Source organism: Streptomyces oryzae, from assembly GCF_017676365.1.
Taxonomy (GTDB): domain Bacteria; phylum Actinomycetota; class Actinomycetes; order Streptomycetales; family Streptomycetaceae; genus Streptomyces; species Streptomyces oryzae.
In genome coordinates, this window is sequence record NZ_JADKMA010000010.1 from 54,718 (window position 1) to 70,162 (window position 15,445).

Consider the following 15,445-nt stretch of genomic DNA (forward strand, 5'->3'; position numbering starts at 1 on the left):
TGCGCTCCAGACAGCACCGTTCTTGATTCCAGAAAGCGAGCAACACGACAGCCATGGCTGAGGCCCAGAACATTCCCGTTGGGTCCAACACCACGGGAGCCATCGCGGTGGCCGCAGAGTCCACCACCGCCACGAGGATGAGCGCGCCGCCGTCCTTCGACGTGGCGGACTTCCCGGTGCCGCACGGCCGCGAGGAGGAGTGGCGGTTCACTCCTCTGGACCGGCTCAAGGGCCTGCACGACGGCACGGCGCAGGCGACCGGCACGGTCAAGACCGAGGTGTCGGCGCCCGACGGGGTCACTGTGGAGAAGGTGTCCCGGGACGACGCGCGTATCGGCCGGGCCGGCAAGCCGGTGGACCGGGTGGCGGCCCAGGCGTTCTCCTCGTTCGAGAAGGCCAGTGTCATCACGGTGCCCAAGGACGCGGTGCTGACCGAGCCGGTGCGGGTCAGCTTGCACGGCGAGGGCGGTGTCACCTACGGGCACACCGTCTTCGACATCGGTGCCTTCGCCGAGGCCGTCATCGTCATCGACCACACCGGGGACGCGGTGCGCTCGGCCAACGTCGAGTTCGTCCTCGGTGACGGCGCCAAGGTCACCGTCGTCTCCGTCCAGGACTGGGACGACACCGCCGTGCACTGCTCGCAGCACAACGCGCTGGTGGGCCGGGACGCGACGTTCAAGTCGGTCGTGGTCACCTTCGGCGGCGACGTGGTCCGGCTCAACCCCCGGGTCAGCTACGCGGGCCCCGGCGCCGAGGCCGAGCTGTACGGGCTGTACTTCACCGACGCGGGGCAGCACCAGGAGCACCGGCTGCTGGTCGACCACGACACCCCGAACTGCCGCAGCAACGTCGCCTACAAGGGCGCGCTCCAGGGCGACGACGCCCATGCGGTGTGGATCGGTGACGTGCTCATCCAGGCCGCTGCCACCGGCACCGACACCTACGAGCTCAACCGGAACCTGGTGCTCACCGACGGTGCCCGCGTCGACTCGGTGCCCAACCTGGAGATCGAGACCGGTGAGATCGTCGGCGCCGGTCACGCCTCGGCGACCGGCCGCTTCGAGGACGAGCAGCTGTTCTACCTGATGGCGCGCGGCATCCCGGAGCGCGAGGCGCGCCGCCTCGTGGTGCGCGGCTTCTTCGCCGAGCTCGTCCAGCAGGTCGGCCTGCCGGACGTGGAGGAGCGCCTGATCGCCCGGATCGAGGCGGAGCTGGAGGCGTCCGTCTCATGAGCGAGGAAGGCTTCGTCAAAGCGGCTTCGCTGAGCGAGCTGGAGGAGAACACCCCGCTGCGGGTGGAGCTGGGCGGCGTCCCGGTCTCCCTCGTCAAGACCGAGGGCGAGGTGTTCGCCATCAACGACATCTGCTCGCACGCCAACGTGTCGCTCTCCGAGGGAGACGTGGAGGACTGCACCATCGAGTGCTGGCTGCACGGCTCCCGCTTCGACCTGCGGACCGGCAAGCCGTCCGGACTGCCCGCCACCCGCCCCGTCCCCGTGTACCCCGTAAAGATCGAAGGGGACGATGTGCTCGTCTCCGTCACACAGGAGTCCTGAAGTCCCCATGGCAACGCTTGAGATCAACGACCTGCACGTCTCCGTCGAAACCGAAGGCGGACCGAACGAGATCCTGCGCGGCGTCGACCTGACCGTGAAGCAGGGTGAGACGCACGCGATCATGGGCCCGAACGGCTCCGGCAAGTCCACGCTGGCCTACTCGCTGGCGGGGCACCCGAAGTACACCGTCACCAGCGGCTCCGTGAAGCTCGACGGCGAGGACGTCCTGGAGATGTCCGTCGACGAGCGCGCCCGCGCCGGCGTCTTCCTCGCCATGCAGTACCCGGTCGAGGTCCCCGGTGTCTCCGTCTCCAACTTCCTGCGCACCTCGGCGACCGCCATCCGCGGCGAGGCCCCCAAGCTGCGTACCTGGGTCAAGGAGGTCAAGGAGGCCATGGAGCGCCTCTCGATCGACCCGGCGTTCGCCGAGCGGAACGTCAACGAGGGCTTCTCCGGCGGTGAGAAGAAGCGCCACGAGATCCTGCAGCTCGAACTGCTGCGGCCGAAGATCGCGATCCTGGACGAGACCGACTCCGGGCTCGACGTGGACGCGCTGCGTGTCGTCTCCGAGGGCGTCAACCGCGTCCGCGAGACCGGCGAGGTCGGCACCCTGCTGATCACGCACTACACCCGCATCCTCCGCTACATCAAGCCGGACCACGTGCACGTCTTCGCCAAGGGGCGGATCGCCGAGTCCGGCGGCCCCGAGCTGGCCGACAAGCTGGAGGAAGAGGGCTACGAGGAGTACGTGAAGGGTGGTGCCACTGCGTGACACAGCTCCCGGGCCTGCTGGACACCGAGGCGATCCGTAAGGACTTTCCGATCCTGGACCGCCTGGTGCACGACGGGCAGAAGCTCATCTACCTGGACAACGCCGCCACCTCGCAGAAGCCGACCCAGGTGCTCGACGCCCTGGCCGACTATTACGAGAAGCACAACGCCAACGTCCACCGGGGCGTGCATGTGCTGGCCGAGGAGGCAACGGCGCTGTACGAGGGCGCGCGCGACAAGGTCGCCGCGTTCATCAACGCGCCCAGCCGCGACGAGGTGATCTTCACCAAGAACGCCTCCGAGTCGCTCAACCTGGTGGCGAACATGCTCGGCTGGGCGGATGAGCCCTACCGCGTCGAGCGGGACACCGAGATCGTCATCACGGAGATGGAGCACCACTCCAACATCGTTCCGTGGCAGCTGCTCTCGCAGCGCACCGGCGCGAAGCTGAAGTGGTTCGGCCTCACCGACGAGGGCCGCCTGGACCTGGCCGGTATCGAGGAGCTGATCACCGAGCGCACCAAGGTGGTCGCGCTCACGCTCGTCTCCAACATCATGGGCACCTTCAACCCCGTCGAGGACATCGTGCGGCGGGCTCAGGAGGTGGGCGCGCTGGTCGTGGTGGACGCCTCGCAGGCGGCTCCGCACATGGTGCTGGACGTACAGGCGCTGCAGGCCGACTTCGTGGCCTTCACCGGGCACAAGATGTGCGGCCCCACCGGCATCGGCGTGCTGTGGGGGCGCCAGGAACTGCTCAACGACCTGCCGCCGTTCCTCGGCGGCGGGGAGATGATCGAGACCGTCACGATGCACTCGTCGACGTACGCTCCGGCGCCGCACAAGTTCGAGGCGGGCACTCCGCCGGTGGCCCAGGCCGTCGGGCTGGGCGCCGCTGTGGACTACCTCTCGGCGATCGGTATGGACCGCATCCAGCAGCACGAGCACGCGCTGACGGAGTACGCGGTACGCAAGCTCCAGGAGATCCCGGACCTGCGGATCATCGGCCCCGCCACGGCCGAGGATCGCGGGGCGACGATCTCGTTCACGCTGGGTGACATCCACCCGCACGACGTGGGCCAGGTCCTGGACGAGCAGGGCATCGCGGTGCGGGTGGGTCACCACTGCGCCCGCCCGGTCTGCCTGCGGTACGGAATTCCCGCGACGACGCGAGCGTCGTTCTATCTGTACTCCACGCCCGCCGAGGTGGATGCTCTGGCGGACGGCCTGGAGCACGTACGGAATTTCTTCGCTTAGGGGCTGTCGGTGAAGCTGGACTCGATGTACCAGGAAGTGATCCTGGACCACTACAAGCACCCGCACGGGCGTGGGCTGCGCGACGGCGACGCCGAAGTGCACCACGTCAACCCGACGTGCGGTGACGAGATCACCTTGCGTGTGCGGTACGACGGCGACACCATCGAGGACGTGTCGTACGAGGGCCAGGGCTGTTCCATCAGCCAGGCCAGCGCCTCGGTGCTGAACGAGCTGCTGGTCGGCAAGGATCTTGCCGAGGCCCGCAGGATCCAGGAGAGCTTCCTGGAGCTGATGCAGTCCAAGGGCCAGCTGGAGCCGGACGACAAAATGGAAGACCTGCTGGAGGACGCCGTGGCGTTCGCCGGGGTCTCGAAGTACCCGGCGCGTGTGAAGTGCGCGCTTTTGAGCTGGATGGCGTGGAAGGACGCGACGGCGCAGGCGCTGGGGACCGAAGCCGACTCGGCCAAGGAGAAGACCGCATGACCGAGATGACCACCAAGCCCGCGAGTGAGGACGAGGTCCGCGAGGCGATGATGGACGTCGTCGACCCCGAACTGGGCATCGATGTCGTCAACCTCGGCCTGGTCTACGGCATCCACATCGACGACTCGAACATTGCCACCATCGATATGACGCTCACCTCGGCGGCCTGTCCGCTGACCGACGTCATCGAGGACCAGGCGCGCTCCGCCACCGAGGGCATCGTCAACGAACTGAAGATCAACTGGGTCTGGATGCCCCCGTGGGGCCCGGACAAGATCACCGACGACGGCCGCGAACAGCTGCGGGCACTGGGCTTCAACGTCTGAGTTCCCGCCGTCGGCACGACCCGGAACGGCCGCGTACCCCTCGGGGTGCGCGGCCGTTCGCATGCACTGAAGGCCTGATGTGTACGGGCGTACGCAACGTTGTGTACGCTCGTACGTATGATGTATGTGACGCTGGCAGCAGCGATACTCGCCGAGGTGCTGGGGACGACTGCGATGAAGTACAGCGACGGCTTCAGCAGGCTGGCGCCCTCGCTGCTGACGGCAGCCGGCTATCTGGTGGCGTTCGTGCTGCTCGCGCAGACGCTCAAGAGCATGTCCGTGGGGACCGCCTATGCCATCTGGTCCGGCGCGGGGACGGCCGCCATCGCGCTGATCGGCATGGTGTTCATCGGCGAGGCGGTCACCGCGGCGAAGGTCCTCGGCCTGCTGCTGGTGATCTGCGGCGTGGTCGTCCTCAACCTGGGAGGAGCGCACTGATGGCGCGGCGATACGACCCCGAGCGGCGGCAGCGCATCATCGACGCCGCGATCCGGATCGTGGAACTGAAGGGCATCAGCGCGCTGAGCCACCGCTCCGTCGCGGCCGAGGCCGATGTGCCGCTCGGCTCGACCACATACCACTTCGCGAGCCTGGACGATCTGCTCGTCGCGGCGCTGGAGCAGGTCACCTGCGGGCCGCAGTCCGCGATCGAGAGCTGGGAGCGCGAGCTGTCCGGCGACGAGCCGTTGCTGGACGCGCTGACCCGGATCCTGGAGGAGTACGCCTCGGGCGCGCACGGGCGGATCCGGCTCGAGTACGAGCTGTATCTGGCGGCGCTGCGCCGTCCGCCCCTCCAGCCGGTCGCGGCGGCCTGGATCGACGACTGGGCCGAGGTGGTCGGCCGCCACACGGTGGACCTCGGCACGGCGCGGGCCTTGGCGGCGCTCGTCGACGGGCTGCTGCTGCAGTATCTGCTCACCGACCGGCCCTTCGACCGGGCCGAGGTCAGGGCGGCGCTGGCCCGGGTGATCGGGGAGTCCGGCGGCGAGGAGTGACCGGCCTGTGGACCGGTTCGTCATCGCGGCCCGAGTCCGGATAGCGTTCGAGGTATGACCGAAGCACCCACCTCTCCCAGCACCACCGGCGCCGTCGCCGCCGGCCTCGCCACCGTCAGCGCCGACGGAACCGTTCTGGACACCTGGTTTCCGCAGCCGGAGCTCGTCGCCGAGCCAGGGCCCGCCGGAAGCGAGCGGCTGAGCGCCGAGCGCGCCGCTGAGCTGCTCGGCGAGAGCGCGCCGCAGGCCCTCGGCCAGGACCCCCGCCGCGGGGTCGAGGTCGTGGCCGTCCGTACGGTCATCTCCTCGCTGGAGGACAAGCCGCTGGACGCGCACGACGTCTATCTGCGGCTGCACCTGCTCAGCCACCGGCTGGTCAAGCCGCACGGCCTCAGCCTGGAGGGACAGTTCGCGCACCTGGCCAACGTCGCCTGGACCAACCTGGGCCCCGTGCCGGTGGACAACGTCGAGGAGGTGCGCCTCGCCGCCCGGGCCGCGGGTGCGTATCTGAACGTGACCAGCGTGGACAAGTTCCCGCGGATGACCGACTACGTCGTGCCCAAGGGCGTGCGCATCGGTGACGCCGACCGGGTCCGCCTCGGCGCACACCTGGCCGAGGGCACCACGGTGATGCACGAGGGCTTCTGCAACTTCAACGCCGGCACGCTGGGCACCTCCATGGTCGAGGGCCGGATCAGCGCCGGCGTCGTCCTGGGCGACGGCACCGACCTCGGCGGCGGCGCCTCGATCATGGGCACCCTCTCCGGCGGCGGCAAGCAGGTCATCTCCATCGGCGAGCGCTGCCTGATCGGCGCCGAGGCGGGCATCGGCATCTCGCTCGGCGACGACTCCGTGGTGGAGGCCGGGCTCTACGTCACGGCCGGCACCCGCGTCACCCTCCCGGACGGGAAGATCGTCAAGGCGCTGGAGCTGTCCGGCGCCAACAACCTGCTCTTCCGCCGCAACTCGGTCACCGGTGCCGTCGAGGCCCTGCAGCGCAGCGGCTCCTGGGGCGGTCTGAACGAGGCGCTGCACAGCCACAACTGATCGGTCACAGCTACGCAACCGATCGGGAAGGGGCCGACAGCGGCCGTCCCGCACGCATGCCCGTAGGCCGTAGGCTTACGGGCATGCGTGATCTTGGGGCCGGGCTGCGGTATTTGGGGCGGGGACAGCAGTGGGTTTTCACCCACGGACGGTGGTTCGGGTTCGGGCTGCTGCCCGCACTGATCGCCCTCGTCCTCTACGCGGCGGCCCTCACCGTGCTCGGCTTCTACGCCGACGACATCGCCACCTGGGCCACCCCCTTCGCCGACGACTGGGGCTCGACCGGACGGGCGCTGACCCGCGGGGTCTTCGCCGTCATGCTGTGGATCGGCGTGCTGATGCTGGCCGTGGTGACCTTCGCCGCCGTCGCGCTGCTGATCGGTGAGCCGTTCTACGAGAAGCTGTCGGAGCAGGTGGAGGAGAGCGAGGGCGGGCTGCCCGAGGACGCCGTCGAGGAGTCGCTGTTGCGGGGGTTGTGGACCTCGCTGTGCGACAGCGTCTACGTCCTCTTCCGGACACTGCTCTTCACGATTCCGCTGTTCTTTCTCGGCTTCGTGCCGTTCATCGGGCAGACGGTGGTGCCCGCGCTCGGATTCTGCGTCTCCGGTTTCTTCCTCACTCTGGAGCTCGCCTCCGTCGCCTTGCAACGCCGGGGTGTGCCGGTGCGGGAGCGGCTGGCCATGCTGCGGCAGCGGAAGGCGCTGGCGCTCGGCTTCGGGGTGCCGTTGGTGCTGGCCTTCCTGGTGCCGTTGCTGGCCGTGCCGTTGATGCCGGGCGCTGTCGCGGGGGCGACGCTGTTGGTGCGGGACCTCACCGGGACGCGGCCCGCGCCGGGCGCCTCCGGCGCGGGTGCCTCCGGCGTGGGAGGGCCCGGCCTGGGGGCTCCCGGTGTGGGAGGGCCCGGTGCTCCCGGGGTGCCTGGGCCGTACGGGGCGCCGGGGCAGCAGCCCGTTCCGCCGCCGTACGGGCAGCCCCCGGCGCCGCCGCAGTACGGCCCGCCGGGGTCCTGACGGGGCGGGCCTGACGGGTCTCCGTCAGCGGCGGATGCGGACCACCGAGGGGTCGTGGTCGCTGGTCTGGTCGGTGAACTCCGCGTTGATGTGGACGATGTCGTAGTCGGGCCGGCCGGCGCCGGGGCTGGTCAGCAGGTGGTCCAGGGCCTGTGAGTTGCCGTTGAAGACGTAGCCGTAGCGCTCGTTCCCGGGCAGCCGGTTCATGGGGCTGGTCAGCGCGTGGCCGGAGCGCAGGGTCTTGAGGGAGGGCGAGAAGGGGAAGTCGTTGAAGTCGCCGCCCGCGACCACGAGGGCATTCGGGTCGATGTTCCGGATGTCCCGCACGAAGCCGTTCACCAGCTTGGCCTGCTGAACGCGCTGCGGCTCCGAGTGCCGGGCCGGCGGCTGGAAGCGGCCCTCCATGGGCTGGTCGCCGTCCAGGTCGCCGCCGCCCTTGGAGCTGAAGTGGTTGGCGACCACGAAGACCGTACGGCCGCGGAAGCGGAACTCCCCGGCCAGCGGTTTGCGGCTGGCCTTCCAGGCGTCGTCCTGCGGCGCGATCCGGCCCGGCGAGACGGACAGCGCGGGCTTGCCGCCCTTGTCCTGGACCTCGACCGGGGTGGTGGTGTCGCCGCCGGGACGGTCGGTGAAGGAGACCCGCTCGGGGTTGTAGAGGAACGCTACGCGTATGTTGCCGCCGGGCTGGCCGCCGTCGGCCTTGTCCGCCGGGTCGACCTGCCGCCACTCGTAGGACGGGCCGCCCGCCTTCTTGATCGCCTCGGTCAGCATCTTCAGCGTCTTGTCGGCGGCGACGGTGCCGTCGTCGTCGGGCCCTGTGTTGTCCTGGACCTCCTCGACGGTGACGATGTCGGGGGAGGAGAGGTTGGTGACCAGGCCCTCGGCCAGCCGCTCGAACTTGGCGGGCTCGCTCTTGGGAGAGAGGTTCTCGACGTTGTACGTCGCCACCGCCAGCTCGTCCCCGCGCTGCTTGCGGGTCCGCTCGCGCGGCAGATGGTTGTCCCGGTGCTCGCCGAGCGTGGTGGCGCGCAGGGTGTAGCCGCCGTACTGCTCGTAGTCGAGCGGCCCTTCGGTGCTGCCGCGCAGTTCGTCGCCCACGTCGGCCTTGGGGAAGGGGTGTTCGGACAGGGGGAGGAGCGAGGAGACCTTCATGCGGGCGCCGTTCTGGTCCTCGTACGAGCCGTAGAGGGTGCCGCCGCGCGGGGTGGGGTTCTGCTTCGGGTCGGTGGTCACCCACAGGTCGTGGTAGCGGGAGGTGGGCCCGGTCACCCGTACGTCGCTGACGGAGACCCGCATGCCCTCCAGCGCCTCGTAGCGGTCCAGCGCGTACCGGTTCGGCCGCAGCGTGCGGTTCTCGATGCTGCTGCCGCCCGCGTCGGGCGCGTACGCCTCGGGTATCGAGCGCGGGGTGAGGCGGATGGCCTCCGGAAGCTTGCCGCGGGTGACGCTGTCCGCCGGTTTCCAGGAGCCGTCGGTCAGTTCGGTGACCGACTGGCCGCCCGCGTCCTTGCCGCCCGGGTAGTACTCCTGGACCTTGCCGCTCACACGCAGCGCGTCCCCGGCCGAGACCCCGGGGCTGTCCTTTCCGGTGTAGACGAAGATGCCCTCGCTGGTGGCCGGGTCCTTGTCGGGGTCAGGATCCTGGAGCCAGAAGCCGCGCGAGGTGCCGAAGTCGCGTACGCCGGTGACGATTCCGGGTACGCCGGCGACGCGCTGCCCGGCGAGCGGGGACAGCCGGGTGCTGCCCTGGATGTCGTGGATACGCGGCGAAGCAGCGGAATCCGCAGCGGAGTACGAGGCCGCGGCCCCGGGCGCCGCGGGCAGGACGAGCAGGGTGCCGCAGACGGTGGCGACGGTGAGCGTCGCACTCCGGGTCAGCCGGGACAGCGGGCGGGCCGACGAACGGGCCGACGAAGTGGGCGACGAGCGGAACGACGAACGGAACGACGGGCGGGACGGCACGGAGGGCCTCCGGAGTACGTGGGGGAACACGGATGTCGCTGCGCGGGCACGCGCCACGCGGGCACGGTCTGCGTGGGCGTATGCCGCGCGGCAATCTCTACGCGCGTAAAGCATGGCGGGCGGACGGCAGTTGTCAAGGTCGTGACAGCGCTGAGGAGCAGGGAATCACTTCCCCGCCATCTCCGCGTTACGTGGCCGGTGCACGATTCGGGCACCCGGGGACAGAACCCGTCTACCCTGGTGCCTCGCACCGTCCGGCAATCCGTAGGACTCGTAGGAGATGAACCCGCACATGACCGGTGATGACCGTCCCACCCTGCCGCCCGTACGGCTCCCCTCCGATGCCGAACTGGCGCGGGACGCACTGGCCGCACCGTTGCTGGCGCGCGCTGTGGAGCTCACCCGCTGGGCACGCGCCGGCGGACCCGCGGGCGCGGGCATCCCGGTTGGGGCGGGCGGTGAACTCCTCTCCGAGCAGCTGAAGGAGGCCGCGGTGCACCTCGGCCTGACCGGCGACGAGGAGGCCCCGGCGCTCGCCGCCGACGCGTGGAACTTCGCGGTGGACACCGGGCTGTTGGTCGTCGACGAGGACGACGAGGGCGGAGAGGACGACGAGGAGGGCGCGGGAGGCGGTGTGGGAGCCGCCGACGAGATGGTGCCCAGCAGCGACGAGCCGGTGGGTGTGGCCACGCCCGACGCGGAACTGGGCGGTCTGACCGGCGACCCCGACGCCTCGGCCCCGGCGCCGGAGGAGATCCTCGAACTGTGGCGCACCGGCCTGGAAACGGTGCTCGCGGACGCGGCCACACCCAGCTTCGAGGAGCTGCTGGGCGGTATCGAGGGCGCGATCGGCGAGGACGGCGAGATCGACCCGGACGCCATCGACCTCGACGCCATGGACTGGGATCTGGAGGAGGAGGCCGAGGCGCTCGAAGGCGCCCTCGGCAACCTCTATCTGATCACGGCCACCGACCCCGCCGTCGCCGCCGGCTCGATGGTGCCGCTGCCCGTGCTGGCCGCCGCGATGACCGTGCCCGACGGTATGGAAGAGCCGACCGACGAGGTGCTGGAAGACGTCTCGATGGCGATGATGCGGCTGGACGGGCAGTTCCGGATGCTGGAGCCGACCGGGCTGGTCGCCTACCAGCCGGTGGACGAGGCGCTCACCCGCGAGGCCGCCGAGGGCGAAGAGGTCCACGGCCCCGAGGAGTTGAGCGCAGAGCTGGACGACGAGGACGTCTCCCGCTATGGGATGGTGCGGCTCACCCCGCTCGGGCTGTACGGCGTACGCGAGCGGATGCGAGGGGCCGGCCTGGACGTGCCCGCGGTGGGCGACCTCGCGGAAGCGGGCGCCGAACAGCTGCTCGCGGCGCTGCCGGTCTACTCGGAGGAGAACGCGCAGAGCGAGATCGAGACGTGGTTCGCCGCGCGGGCCGCCGCCGAAGGAGCGGGCGCGGACGGGGGCACCTTGGCCGCGGCGCGCGAGCTGCTGGCGGCGGCACGCGGAGCCGACGAGGGGGCGCCGGTCCGCCGTCTCGCCTGCCAGCAGGCCCTCTCGCTCGCCGGTCCAGAGGCCGAGCCCGCGCTGCGCGAGGTGCTGGACGACCGGCAGCTGGGCGGGCTCGCCCGGGTCTGGCTCGCCGAGCGCGGCGCCCCGGACGTGCCGCAGCCGGACGAGGAGATGGTGTTCTGGCTGACCATCGACACCATCGCCGCACAGGTCGCCACGGCCGGCGAGCCGGACGAGCTGCGCGAGCTGGTGCGGGACCTGGTCGATCAGCACACGGGCTTCTTCGACAAGGCGTGGCGGGTGGAGCATCCCGCCACGGGGGATGTCTTGGAGACCATGGGGCGGGTGCATCCCGATAAGCGGGTCGCCAAGGAAGCCCGCAAGGCCGCGTTCAAGGCTCGCTCCCGTTGAGCCGCTTCGCGTGAAAGCTCTTTTGTTCCGGTGAGGGGATGCCCCCTCGGTGGGCGGGCTCGTGTGAGACGCGGCGAGTCCGGTAACCCGCCTGCCCGGATCCGCTGCGGCCGTTCCGTACGATCGAGCAGATCCGGCCATTCGGGCAGACGGAACAAAGGGTGTGAATGCCGACGTGACAGAGAGCCCCAAGCGCCAGCCAGGGGGCAAGGCGGCCGTCCGGCACGTACCGCAGACGGTCGCCGAGCTGCCCCGCCAGGTGCGCGACGAACTGGTGTCCAGGCTGCGCCGCCGAGGCCGCCCCTTCACCAAGGAGGACGTGCAGGTCGTCGAGGAGCCCATGCTCAAGCGGGCGGTCACGGCCTCCGCGCTCGGCAACTGCATGGAGTGGTTCGACTTCGGCGTCTACAGCTATCTGGCCGCCACCATCGGCAAGGTCTTCTACCCGAACGCTTCCGGCGCGGCGCAACTGCTGGCCTCGTTCGCGACCTTCGCCGCGGCCTTCGTCGTCCGTCCGCTGGGCGGGCTCTTCTTCGGGCCACTCGGCGACAAGCTGGGGCGGCAGAAGGTGCTCGCCGCGACGATGATCCTGATGGCGTTCGGCACCTTCCTGATCGGCTTCATCCCCAGCTACGCCACCATCGGAATCGCGGCACCCATCCTGCTGCTGGTCGCCCGGATGCTGCAGGGCTTCTCCACCGGCGGGGAATACGGCGGCGCCACCACCTTCATCGCGGAGTTCTCCCCCGACCGCAGGCGCGGCTTCCTCGGCAGCTGGCTCGACTTCGGCACGTTCGTCGGCTACGCCCTCGGCTCGGCCCTGGTCACGCTGCTGAACCTGGCGCTGTCCGACAGCCAGATGCTCGCCTGGGGCTGGCGCGTCCCGTTCCTGATCGCCGGGCCGCTGGGCCTGATCGGCCTGTACATGCGGCTCAAGCTGGAGGAGTCCCCGGCTTTCCAGCAGCAGTTGGACGAGCACGAGCAGGCGGTCGCCCAACGGGAGGCCCAGCAGCACGAGTTCCGTACCATCCTGCGCCGGCACTGGGAGCCGCTGCTCGTCTGCGTCGGTCTTGTGCTGCTCTACAACGTCACCAACTACATGGTCACCGGCTATCTGCCGACCTATCAGACCGAGGTGCTGGGCCGGGCGGGCACCACCTCCGATGTGCTGGTGCTGCTCGGCATGGTGTGGGTGGTGGTGCTCATCACCTTCCTCGGCCGGCTGAGCGACCACGTCGGCCGGCGGCCGGTCTACCGCTGGTCGGCCATCGGGCAGATCGTGCTGGCCGTGCCCGCCTTCGTGCTGATCCGTTCGGACGGCTGGGTGCTGCCCGGCCTCGGTGTGCTGATTCTGGCCACTCTGCTGGCCGGGTTCGCCGCACCGTCGGCGGCCACGCTGCCGGCGCTGTTCCCGACCAGCGTGCGCTACGCCGCGATGGGCATCGGCTTCAACTTCTCCGTCGCGGCCTTCGGCGGCACCACACCGCTGGCCACCGAGGGCCTCGTCAGCCTGACACACAACGACTTGGTGCCCGGCGGCTATCTGATCGTCAGCGGGCTGATCGGGCTGCTCGCCGTCCGCTTCATGCCGGAGACCGCCGGGGTCCCGCTGCACGGCTCGCAGCCCATGGTCAGCACGGAACAGGAGGCCAAGGAGCTGATCTCCACCAGCCGCGACCTGTCCAATCTCCAGGCGCAGACCGAGACAGTGCAGGTCAGCCGCTGGTAGGCCGCTGACTGCCCGAACCCCGCGCCCGGTCCCGAAGGGCCGTCACCAGCACGGCGAGGGTGCCGAGGCCGACGGGCAGCAGCGCCAGCACCAGCGTCCAGGTCAGCCGCGCGCCCTCCTCGGGCGGCGTGGTGCTCCACATCACGGTGCAGGTGACGGCCAGCGTCAACCCCAGACAGAACGCGAGGAAGAGCTGTGCCCGGGCACCGCGCCGGGCGCCCTCCCGGGTCTTCGGCCGGTTGACCAGGCTCGACACCCGCTGATCCGGCCCGAGTTCGGACTGCGGGGTGATCCGCAGTGTGGCGTAGGCGGTCCCGGCCAGCAGTGCCAGCGTTCCCGCGTGCACGAAGAGCGGGAGGAAGACGGCGCCCACGGATTTGTCCGCGTAGCGGTCCACGCCGTCGCTGCCGATGTGCTGCGGCACTTGCTCCGGAAGGTCGGGATAGACCAGGACTCCCCATATCAGCAGCCCCAGCAGCACCAGCAGCCCCGGCGCCAGCCACAGCCAGGGGAAGTCCGCGCCGTCACCGGCCGTCCGCCCGTCGCCTTCCCTGCCCCGAGCCCCGCCCACTCGCTGCCTCCCGTGTCGCCCGCCTGCACGCTCCGCTGCCCGGCTGCGCGGCCGCTAATCTGCCGCTAATCCGCCTCGCGGCCCCAGACCAGGTGGTTGCCGCCCTGCCACTCGATGACCGCGTCGTCGTAGAGGTCGACGGTGGCGACGTCCAGACCCGCGCGGGCAAGGTACTCGATCAGGTCGGTGAGGCCATAGGCCGTGCCCAGCGTCTCGCCGCGCGCGGTGACGCGGCGGCCGCCGCCGGGAGCGGGCGGGTGGACGACGACGAGCGCACTCATACATCCAGGCTGCGTCAGCCGCCGCTGTGCCGCACCTCGGGCCGTGCGGGGTACTGTGCGGCCATGGCTGGTGTCCGTCCTGATGTGCACGGTTTCTGGGAGGCCGACGGCGCGACGAAGGCTAACGCATGAGCTCGACCCCGAACTGCTGTCCGTCCACGTGCCCCGTACGGCACACATCCTGGATTACGGCTGCGGCTACGGCCGGCTCACGGCGCGGCTCCGGGAACTGGGTACGTCCATGTCGTCGGCGTCGACCCGTCGTACGCGATGATCGAACGCGGGCTGCGCGAGCACCCACGGCTGGCGCTGCGCCACCAGGTCGAGCTGCCGCTGCCCGACTGGGACGGCTCGTACGACGCCGCGCTGCTGTTCGCCGTGCTGACCTGCGTGCCCGACGACGCCGCCCAGAGCGCGACGCTGACCGAGCTCGCCCGGCTGCTGCGGCCGGACGGTGTGGTGTACATCAGCGAGGTGCCGCTCCAGCGGGACGCGCGGAACGCGGCCCGCTACGAGCAGCACCACACGGCCGCGCCGCTCACCTGGGGGCACCTCCCGGCCGGAGGCTGGGGGAGGCACCTTCACCACCGCAGACGGCGGACTCTTCCGGCACCTGCCGCCCGAGCGGCTGCGGGGCCTGCTGGACGAGCACGGCTTTGCGCTGGTCGAGGAGCGGACCGTACGGCACCCACCCTCAACGGTCATCGGGCCGAGTGTCTGCAATTGGTGGCCCGGCGGCGCGCGGACGGCTGAGCGCGCGCTCCACGGCCTGCTCGGCCAGCGCCCGCGCACTGCCGACCGGATCGGCGACGACCGCGAGGCCGCGCAGCACCACGGCACCTTCGTGCAGCAGCGCCAGTTCATCGGCCAGCCGGCCGGGGTCGTCCGCGCCGGCCGCGGTGGACAGCTCGAACAGATAGCCGCGCAGCCAGCGCTTCTGCCCGTCGATCACGCGGCGCCCTGGGTGGGCGGGGTCGGGCAGTTCGGCGGCGGCGTTGACGAAGCCGCAGCCGCGGGGATTGTGCTGCCGCGTCCACTCAGCGAGCGCGTCGAAGGTGGCCAGCAGCTGCTCGCCGGGCCGGGCGTCCGCCGCGTGCCCGTCCACCCATGAGGTCAGCCAGGAGCGCCAGCGCAGGTCGCGTTCGCGCAGATACGCGGTGATCAGCGCGTCCTTGCCGCCGAACCGGTCGTAGAGCGTCTTCTTGGTGGTGCCCGCCTCCTTGGCGATCAGATCCACACCCACGGCCGTGATGCCGCGTTCGTAGAAGAGGGCGCTCGCCGCGTCCAGGATCTTCCGCGCGCCGGGGGTCAGTTCCTCCGGCGCGGTCTCCGTGGCCACTGTCTCCCGAGCCATGATCTCCGGCTCCCTCCGGACGGCGGGCGCTCGCGCCCGGGGCCGTCAGCACACTTGCGGTAAACCGATCTGTCTACTTCACTGTACTCCCCGGCCGAGTAGACAGATCGGTCTACCTCGCCGTGCCGCCGCCCTCTCTCGCCGAAGGAGCTCTGCCGTGCCGGTGCGTTCCCCGTCCGCCCC

Annotated in this window: 17 protein-coding genes; 13 read left to right on the plus strand and 4 right to left on the minus strand. The window is 70.4% G+C overall.

All coding sequences use genetic code 11. The features are described from left to right. The first annotated feature begins 53 nt into the window (after positions 1-53). From sufD to ITI46_RS03755, 10 genes are all read left to right on the plus strand, one after another. Positions 54-1,235 (plus strand): Fe-S cluster assembly protein SufD, encoded by a 1,182-nt coding sequence (gene sufD, locus ITI46_RS03710; protein WP_209237905.1) that lies wholly within the window; start codon positions 54-56, stop codon positions 1,233-1,235. Beyond that, positions 1,232-1,558 (plus strand): non-heme iron oxygenase ferredoxin subunit, encoded by a 327-nt coding sequence (locus tag ITI46_RS03715; RefSeq protein WP_209237906.1) that lies wholly within the window; start codon positions 1,232-1,234, stop codon positions 1,556-1,558. Before sufD ends, ITI46_RS03715 begins: the two co-directional genes overlap by 4 nt. A gap of 7 nt (positions 1,559-1,565) precedes the next feature. Further along, positions 1,566-2,330: a Fe-S cluster assembly ATPase SufC gene (sufC, locus tag ITI46_RS03720; protein WP_209237907.1), complete on the plus strand. Its 765-nt coding sequence runs from the start codon at positions 1,566-1,568 to the stop codon at positions 2,328-2,330. Next, complete coding sequence (locus ITI46_RS03725; RefSeq protein ID WP_209237908.1) at positions 2,327-3,583, plus strand: cysteine desulfurase; 1,257 nt, start codon at positions 2,327-2,329, stop codon at positions 3,581-3,583. The genes sufC and ITI46_RS03725 overlap by 4 nt, the downstream gene beginning before the upstream one ends. Before the next feature lie 9 nt (positions 3,584-3,592). After that, the gene (sufU, locus tag ITI46_RS03730) at positions 3,593-4,066 is read left to right on the plus strand and encodes a Fe-S cluster assembly sulfur transfer protein SufU (protein ID WP_209237909.1); all 474 of its coding nucleotides are present in this window, start codon (positions 3,593-3,595) and stop codon (positions 4,064-4,066) included. Continuing rightward, a complete protein-coding gene (locus ITI46_RS03735; protein WP_209237910.1) occupies positions 4,063-4,392 on the plus strand; it encodes a metal-sulfur cluster assembly factor in 330 nt (109 codons plus the stop codon). The genes sufU and ITI46_RS03735 overlap by 4 nt, the downstream gene beginning before the upstream one ends. Before the next feature lie 117 nt (positions 4,393-4,509). Continuing rightward, complete coding sequence (locus ITI46_RS03740; protein ID WP_209237911.1) at positions 4,510-4,830, plus strand: DMT family transporter; 321 nt, start codon at positions 4,510-4,512, stop codon at positions 4,828-4,830. Further along, positions 4,830-5,387, plus strand: a complete 558-nt coding sequence (locus ITI46_RS03745; RefSeq protein ID WP_209237912.1) for a TetR/AcrR family transcriptional regulator — start codon at positions 4,830-4,832, stop codon at positions 5,385-5,387. The genes ITI46_RS03740 and ITI46_RS03745 overlap by 1 nt, the downstream gene beginning before the upstream one ends. A 54-nt stretch (positions 5,388-5,441) precedes the next feature. Continuing rightward, positions 5,442-6,434: a 2,3,4,5-tetrahydropyridine-2,6-dicarboxylate N-succinyltransferase gene (gene dapD / locus ITI46_RS03750; protein ID WP_209237913.1), complete on the plus strand. Its 993-nt coding sequence runs from the start codon at positions 5,442-5,444 to the stop codon at positions 6,432-6,434. 83 nt (positions 6,435-6,517) lie between these two features. Then, positions 6,518-7,444, plus strand: a complete 927-nt coding sequence (locus tag ITI46_RS03755) for an EI24 domain-containing protein (RefSeq protein ID WP_209237914.1) — start codon at positions 6,518-6,520, stop codon at positions 7,442-7,444. 24 nt (positions 7,445-7,468) lie between these two features. On the opposite strand, the gene ITI46_RS03760 is transcribed toward ITI46_RS03755, so the two are convergent. Continuing rightward, positions 7,469-9,331 carry a DUF8508 domain-containing protein gene (locus tag ITI46_RS03760; protein WP_372451839.1) on the minus strand — a complete coding sequence of 621 codons (1,863 nt, stop codon included), beginning with the start codon at positions 9,329-9,331 and terminating at the stop codon, positions 7,469-7,471. A 367-nt stretch (positions 9,332-9,698) separates the two neighbouring features. Between ITI46_RS03760 and ITI46_RS03765 the strand changes: the two genes are divergently transcribed. Next, on the plus strand, positions 9,699-11,327 hold the full coding sequence (locus tag ITI46_RS03765) for a hypothetical protein (RefSeq protein ID WP_209237916.1): 1,629 nt from the start codon (positions 9,699-9,701) through the stop codon (positions 11,325-11,327). Between the two features lie 175 nt (positions 11,328-11,502). After that, positions 11,503-13,056, plus strand: a complete 1,554-nt coding sequence (locus ITI46_RS03770) for an MFS transporter (RefSeq protein ID WP_209237917.1) — start codon at positions 11,503-11,505, stop codon at positions 13,054-13,056. On the opposite strand, the gene ITI46_RS03775 is transcribed toward ITI46_RS03770, so the two are convergent. Next, positions 13,043-13,627, minus strand: a complete 585-nt coding sequence (locus ITI46_RS03775; RefSeq protein WP_209237918.1) for a DUF1648 domain-containing protein — start codon at positions 13,625-13,627, stop codon at positions 13,043-13,045. The genes ITI46_RS03770 and ITI46_RS03775 overlap by 14 nt on opposite strands. A gap of 65 nt (positions 13,628-13,692) precedes the next feature. Then, a complete protein-coding gene (locus ITI46_RS03780) occupies positions 13,693-13,908 on the minus strand; it encodes a hypothetical protein (protein ID WP_209237919.1) in 216 nt (71 codons plus the stop codon). 192 nt (positions 13,909-14,100) lie between these two features. On the opposite strand from ITI46_RS03780, the gene ITI46_RS03785 reads away from it, so the two are divergent. Beyond that, positions 14,101-14,661 (plus strand): class I SAM-dependent methyltransferase, encoded by a 561-nt coding sequence (locus ITI46_RS03785; protein ID WP_280634708.1) that lies wholly within the window; start codon positions 14,101-14,103, stop codon positions 14,659-14,661. Here ITI46_RS03785 and ITI46_RS03790 read toward each other — a convergent pair. Beyond that, entirely contained in the window at positions 14,603-15,262 is a 660-nt protein-coding gene (locus ITI46_RS03790; protein WP_209237920.1) for a TetR/AcrR family transcriptional regulator, read from the minus strand. The genes ITI46_RS03785 and ITI46_RS03790 overlap by 59 nt on opposite strands. Positions 15,263-15,445: the final 183 nt, after the last annotated feature.

What these genes read in the sequence shown, in the direction of transcription:
- dapD (WP_209237913.1), top strand. Translation starts at nt 5,442, where the DNA reads ATGACCGAAGCACCCACCTCTCCCAGCACCACCGGCGCCGTCGCCGCC.
- ITI46_RS03780 (WP_209237919.1), bottom strand. Translation starts at nt 13,908, where the DNA reads ATGAGTGCGCTCGTCGTCGTCCACCCGCCCGCTCCCGGCGGCGGCCGC.
- ITI46_RS03735 (WP_209237910.1), top strand. Translation starts at nt 4,063, where the DNA reads ATGACCGAGATGACCACCAAGCCCGCGAGTGAGGACGAGGTCCGCGAG.
- ITI46_RS03765 (WP_209237916.1), top strand. Translation starts at nt 9,699, where the DNA reads ATGACCGGTGATGACCGTCCCACCCTGCCGCCCGTACGGCTCCCCTCC.
- sufD (WP_209237905.1), top strand. Translation starts at nt 54, where the DNA reads ATGGCTGAGGCCCAGAACATTCCCGTTGGGTCCAACACCACGGGAGCC.
- ITI46_RS03790 (WP_209237920.1), bottom strand. Translation starts at nt 15,262, where the DNA reads ATGGCTCGGGAGACAGTGGCCACGGAGACCGCGCCGGAGGAACTGACC.
- ITI46_RS03745 (WP_209237912.1), top strand. Translation starts at nt 4,830, where the DNA reads ATGGCGCGGCGATACGACCCCGAGCGGCGGCAGCGCATCATCGACGCC.
- ITI46_RS03740 (WP_209237911.1), top strand. Translation starts at nt 4,510, where the DNA reads ATGATGTATGTGACGCTGGCAGCAGCGATACTCGCCGAGGTGCTGGGG.
- ITI46_RS03715 (WP_209237906.1), top strand. Translation starts at nt 1,232, where the DNA reads ATGAGCGAGGAAGGCTTCGTCAAAGCGGCTTCGCTGAGCGAGCTGGAG.
- sufC (WP_209237907.1), top strand. Translation starts at nt 1,566, where the DNA reads ATGGCAACGCTTGAGATCAACGACCTGCACGTCTCCGTCGAAACCGAA.
- ITI46_RS03755 (WP_209237914.1), top strand. Translation starts at nt 6,518, where the DNA reads ATGCGTGATCTTGGGGCCGGGCTGCGGTATTTGGGGCGGGGACAGCAG.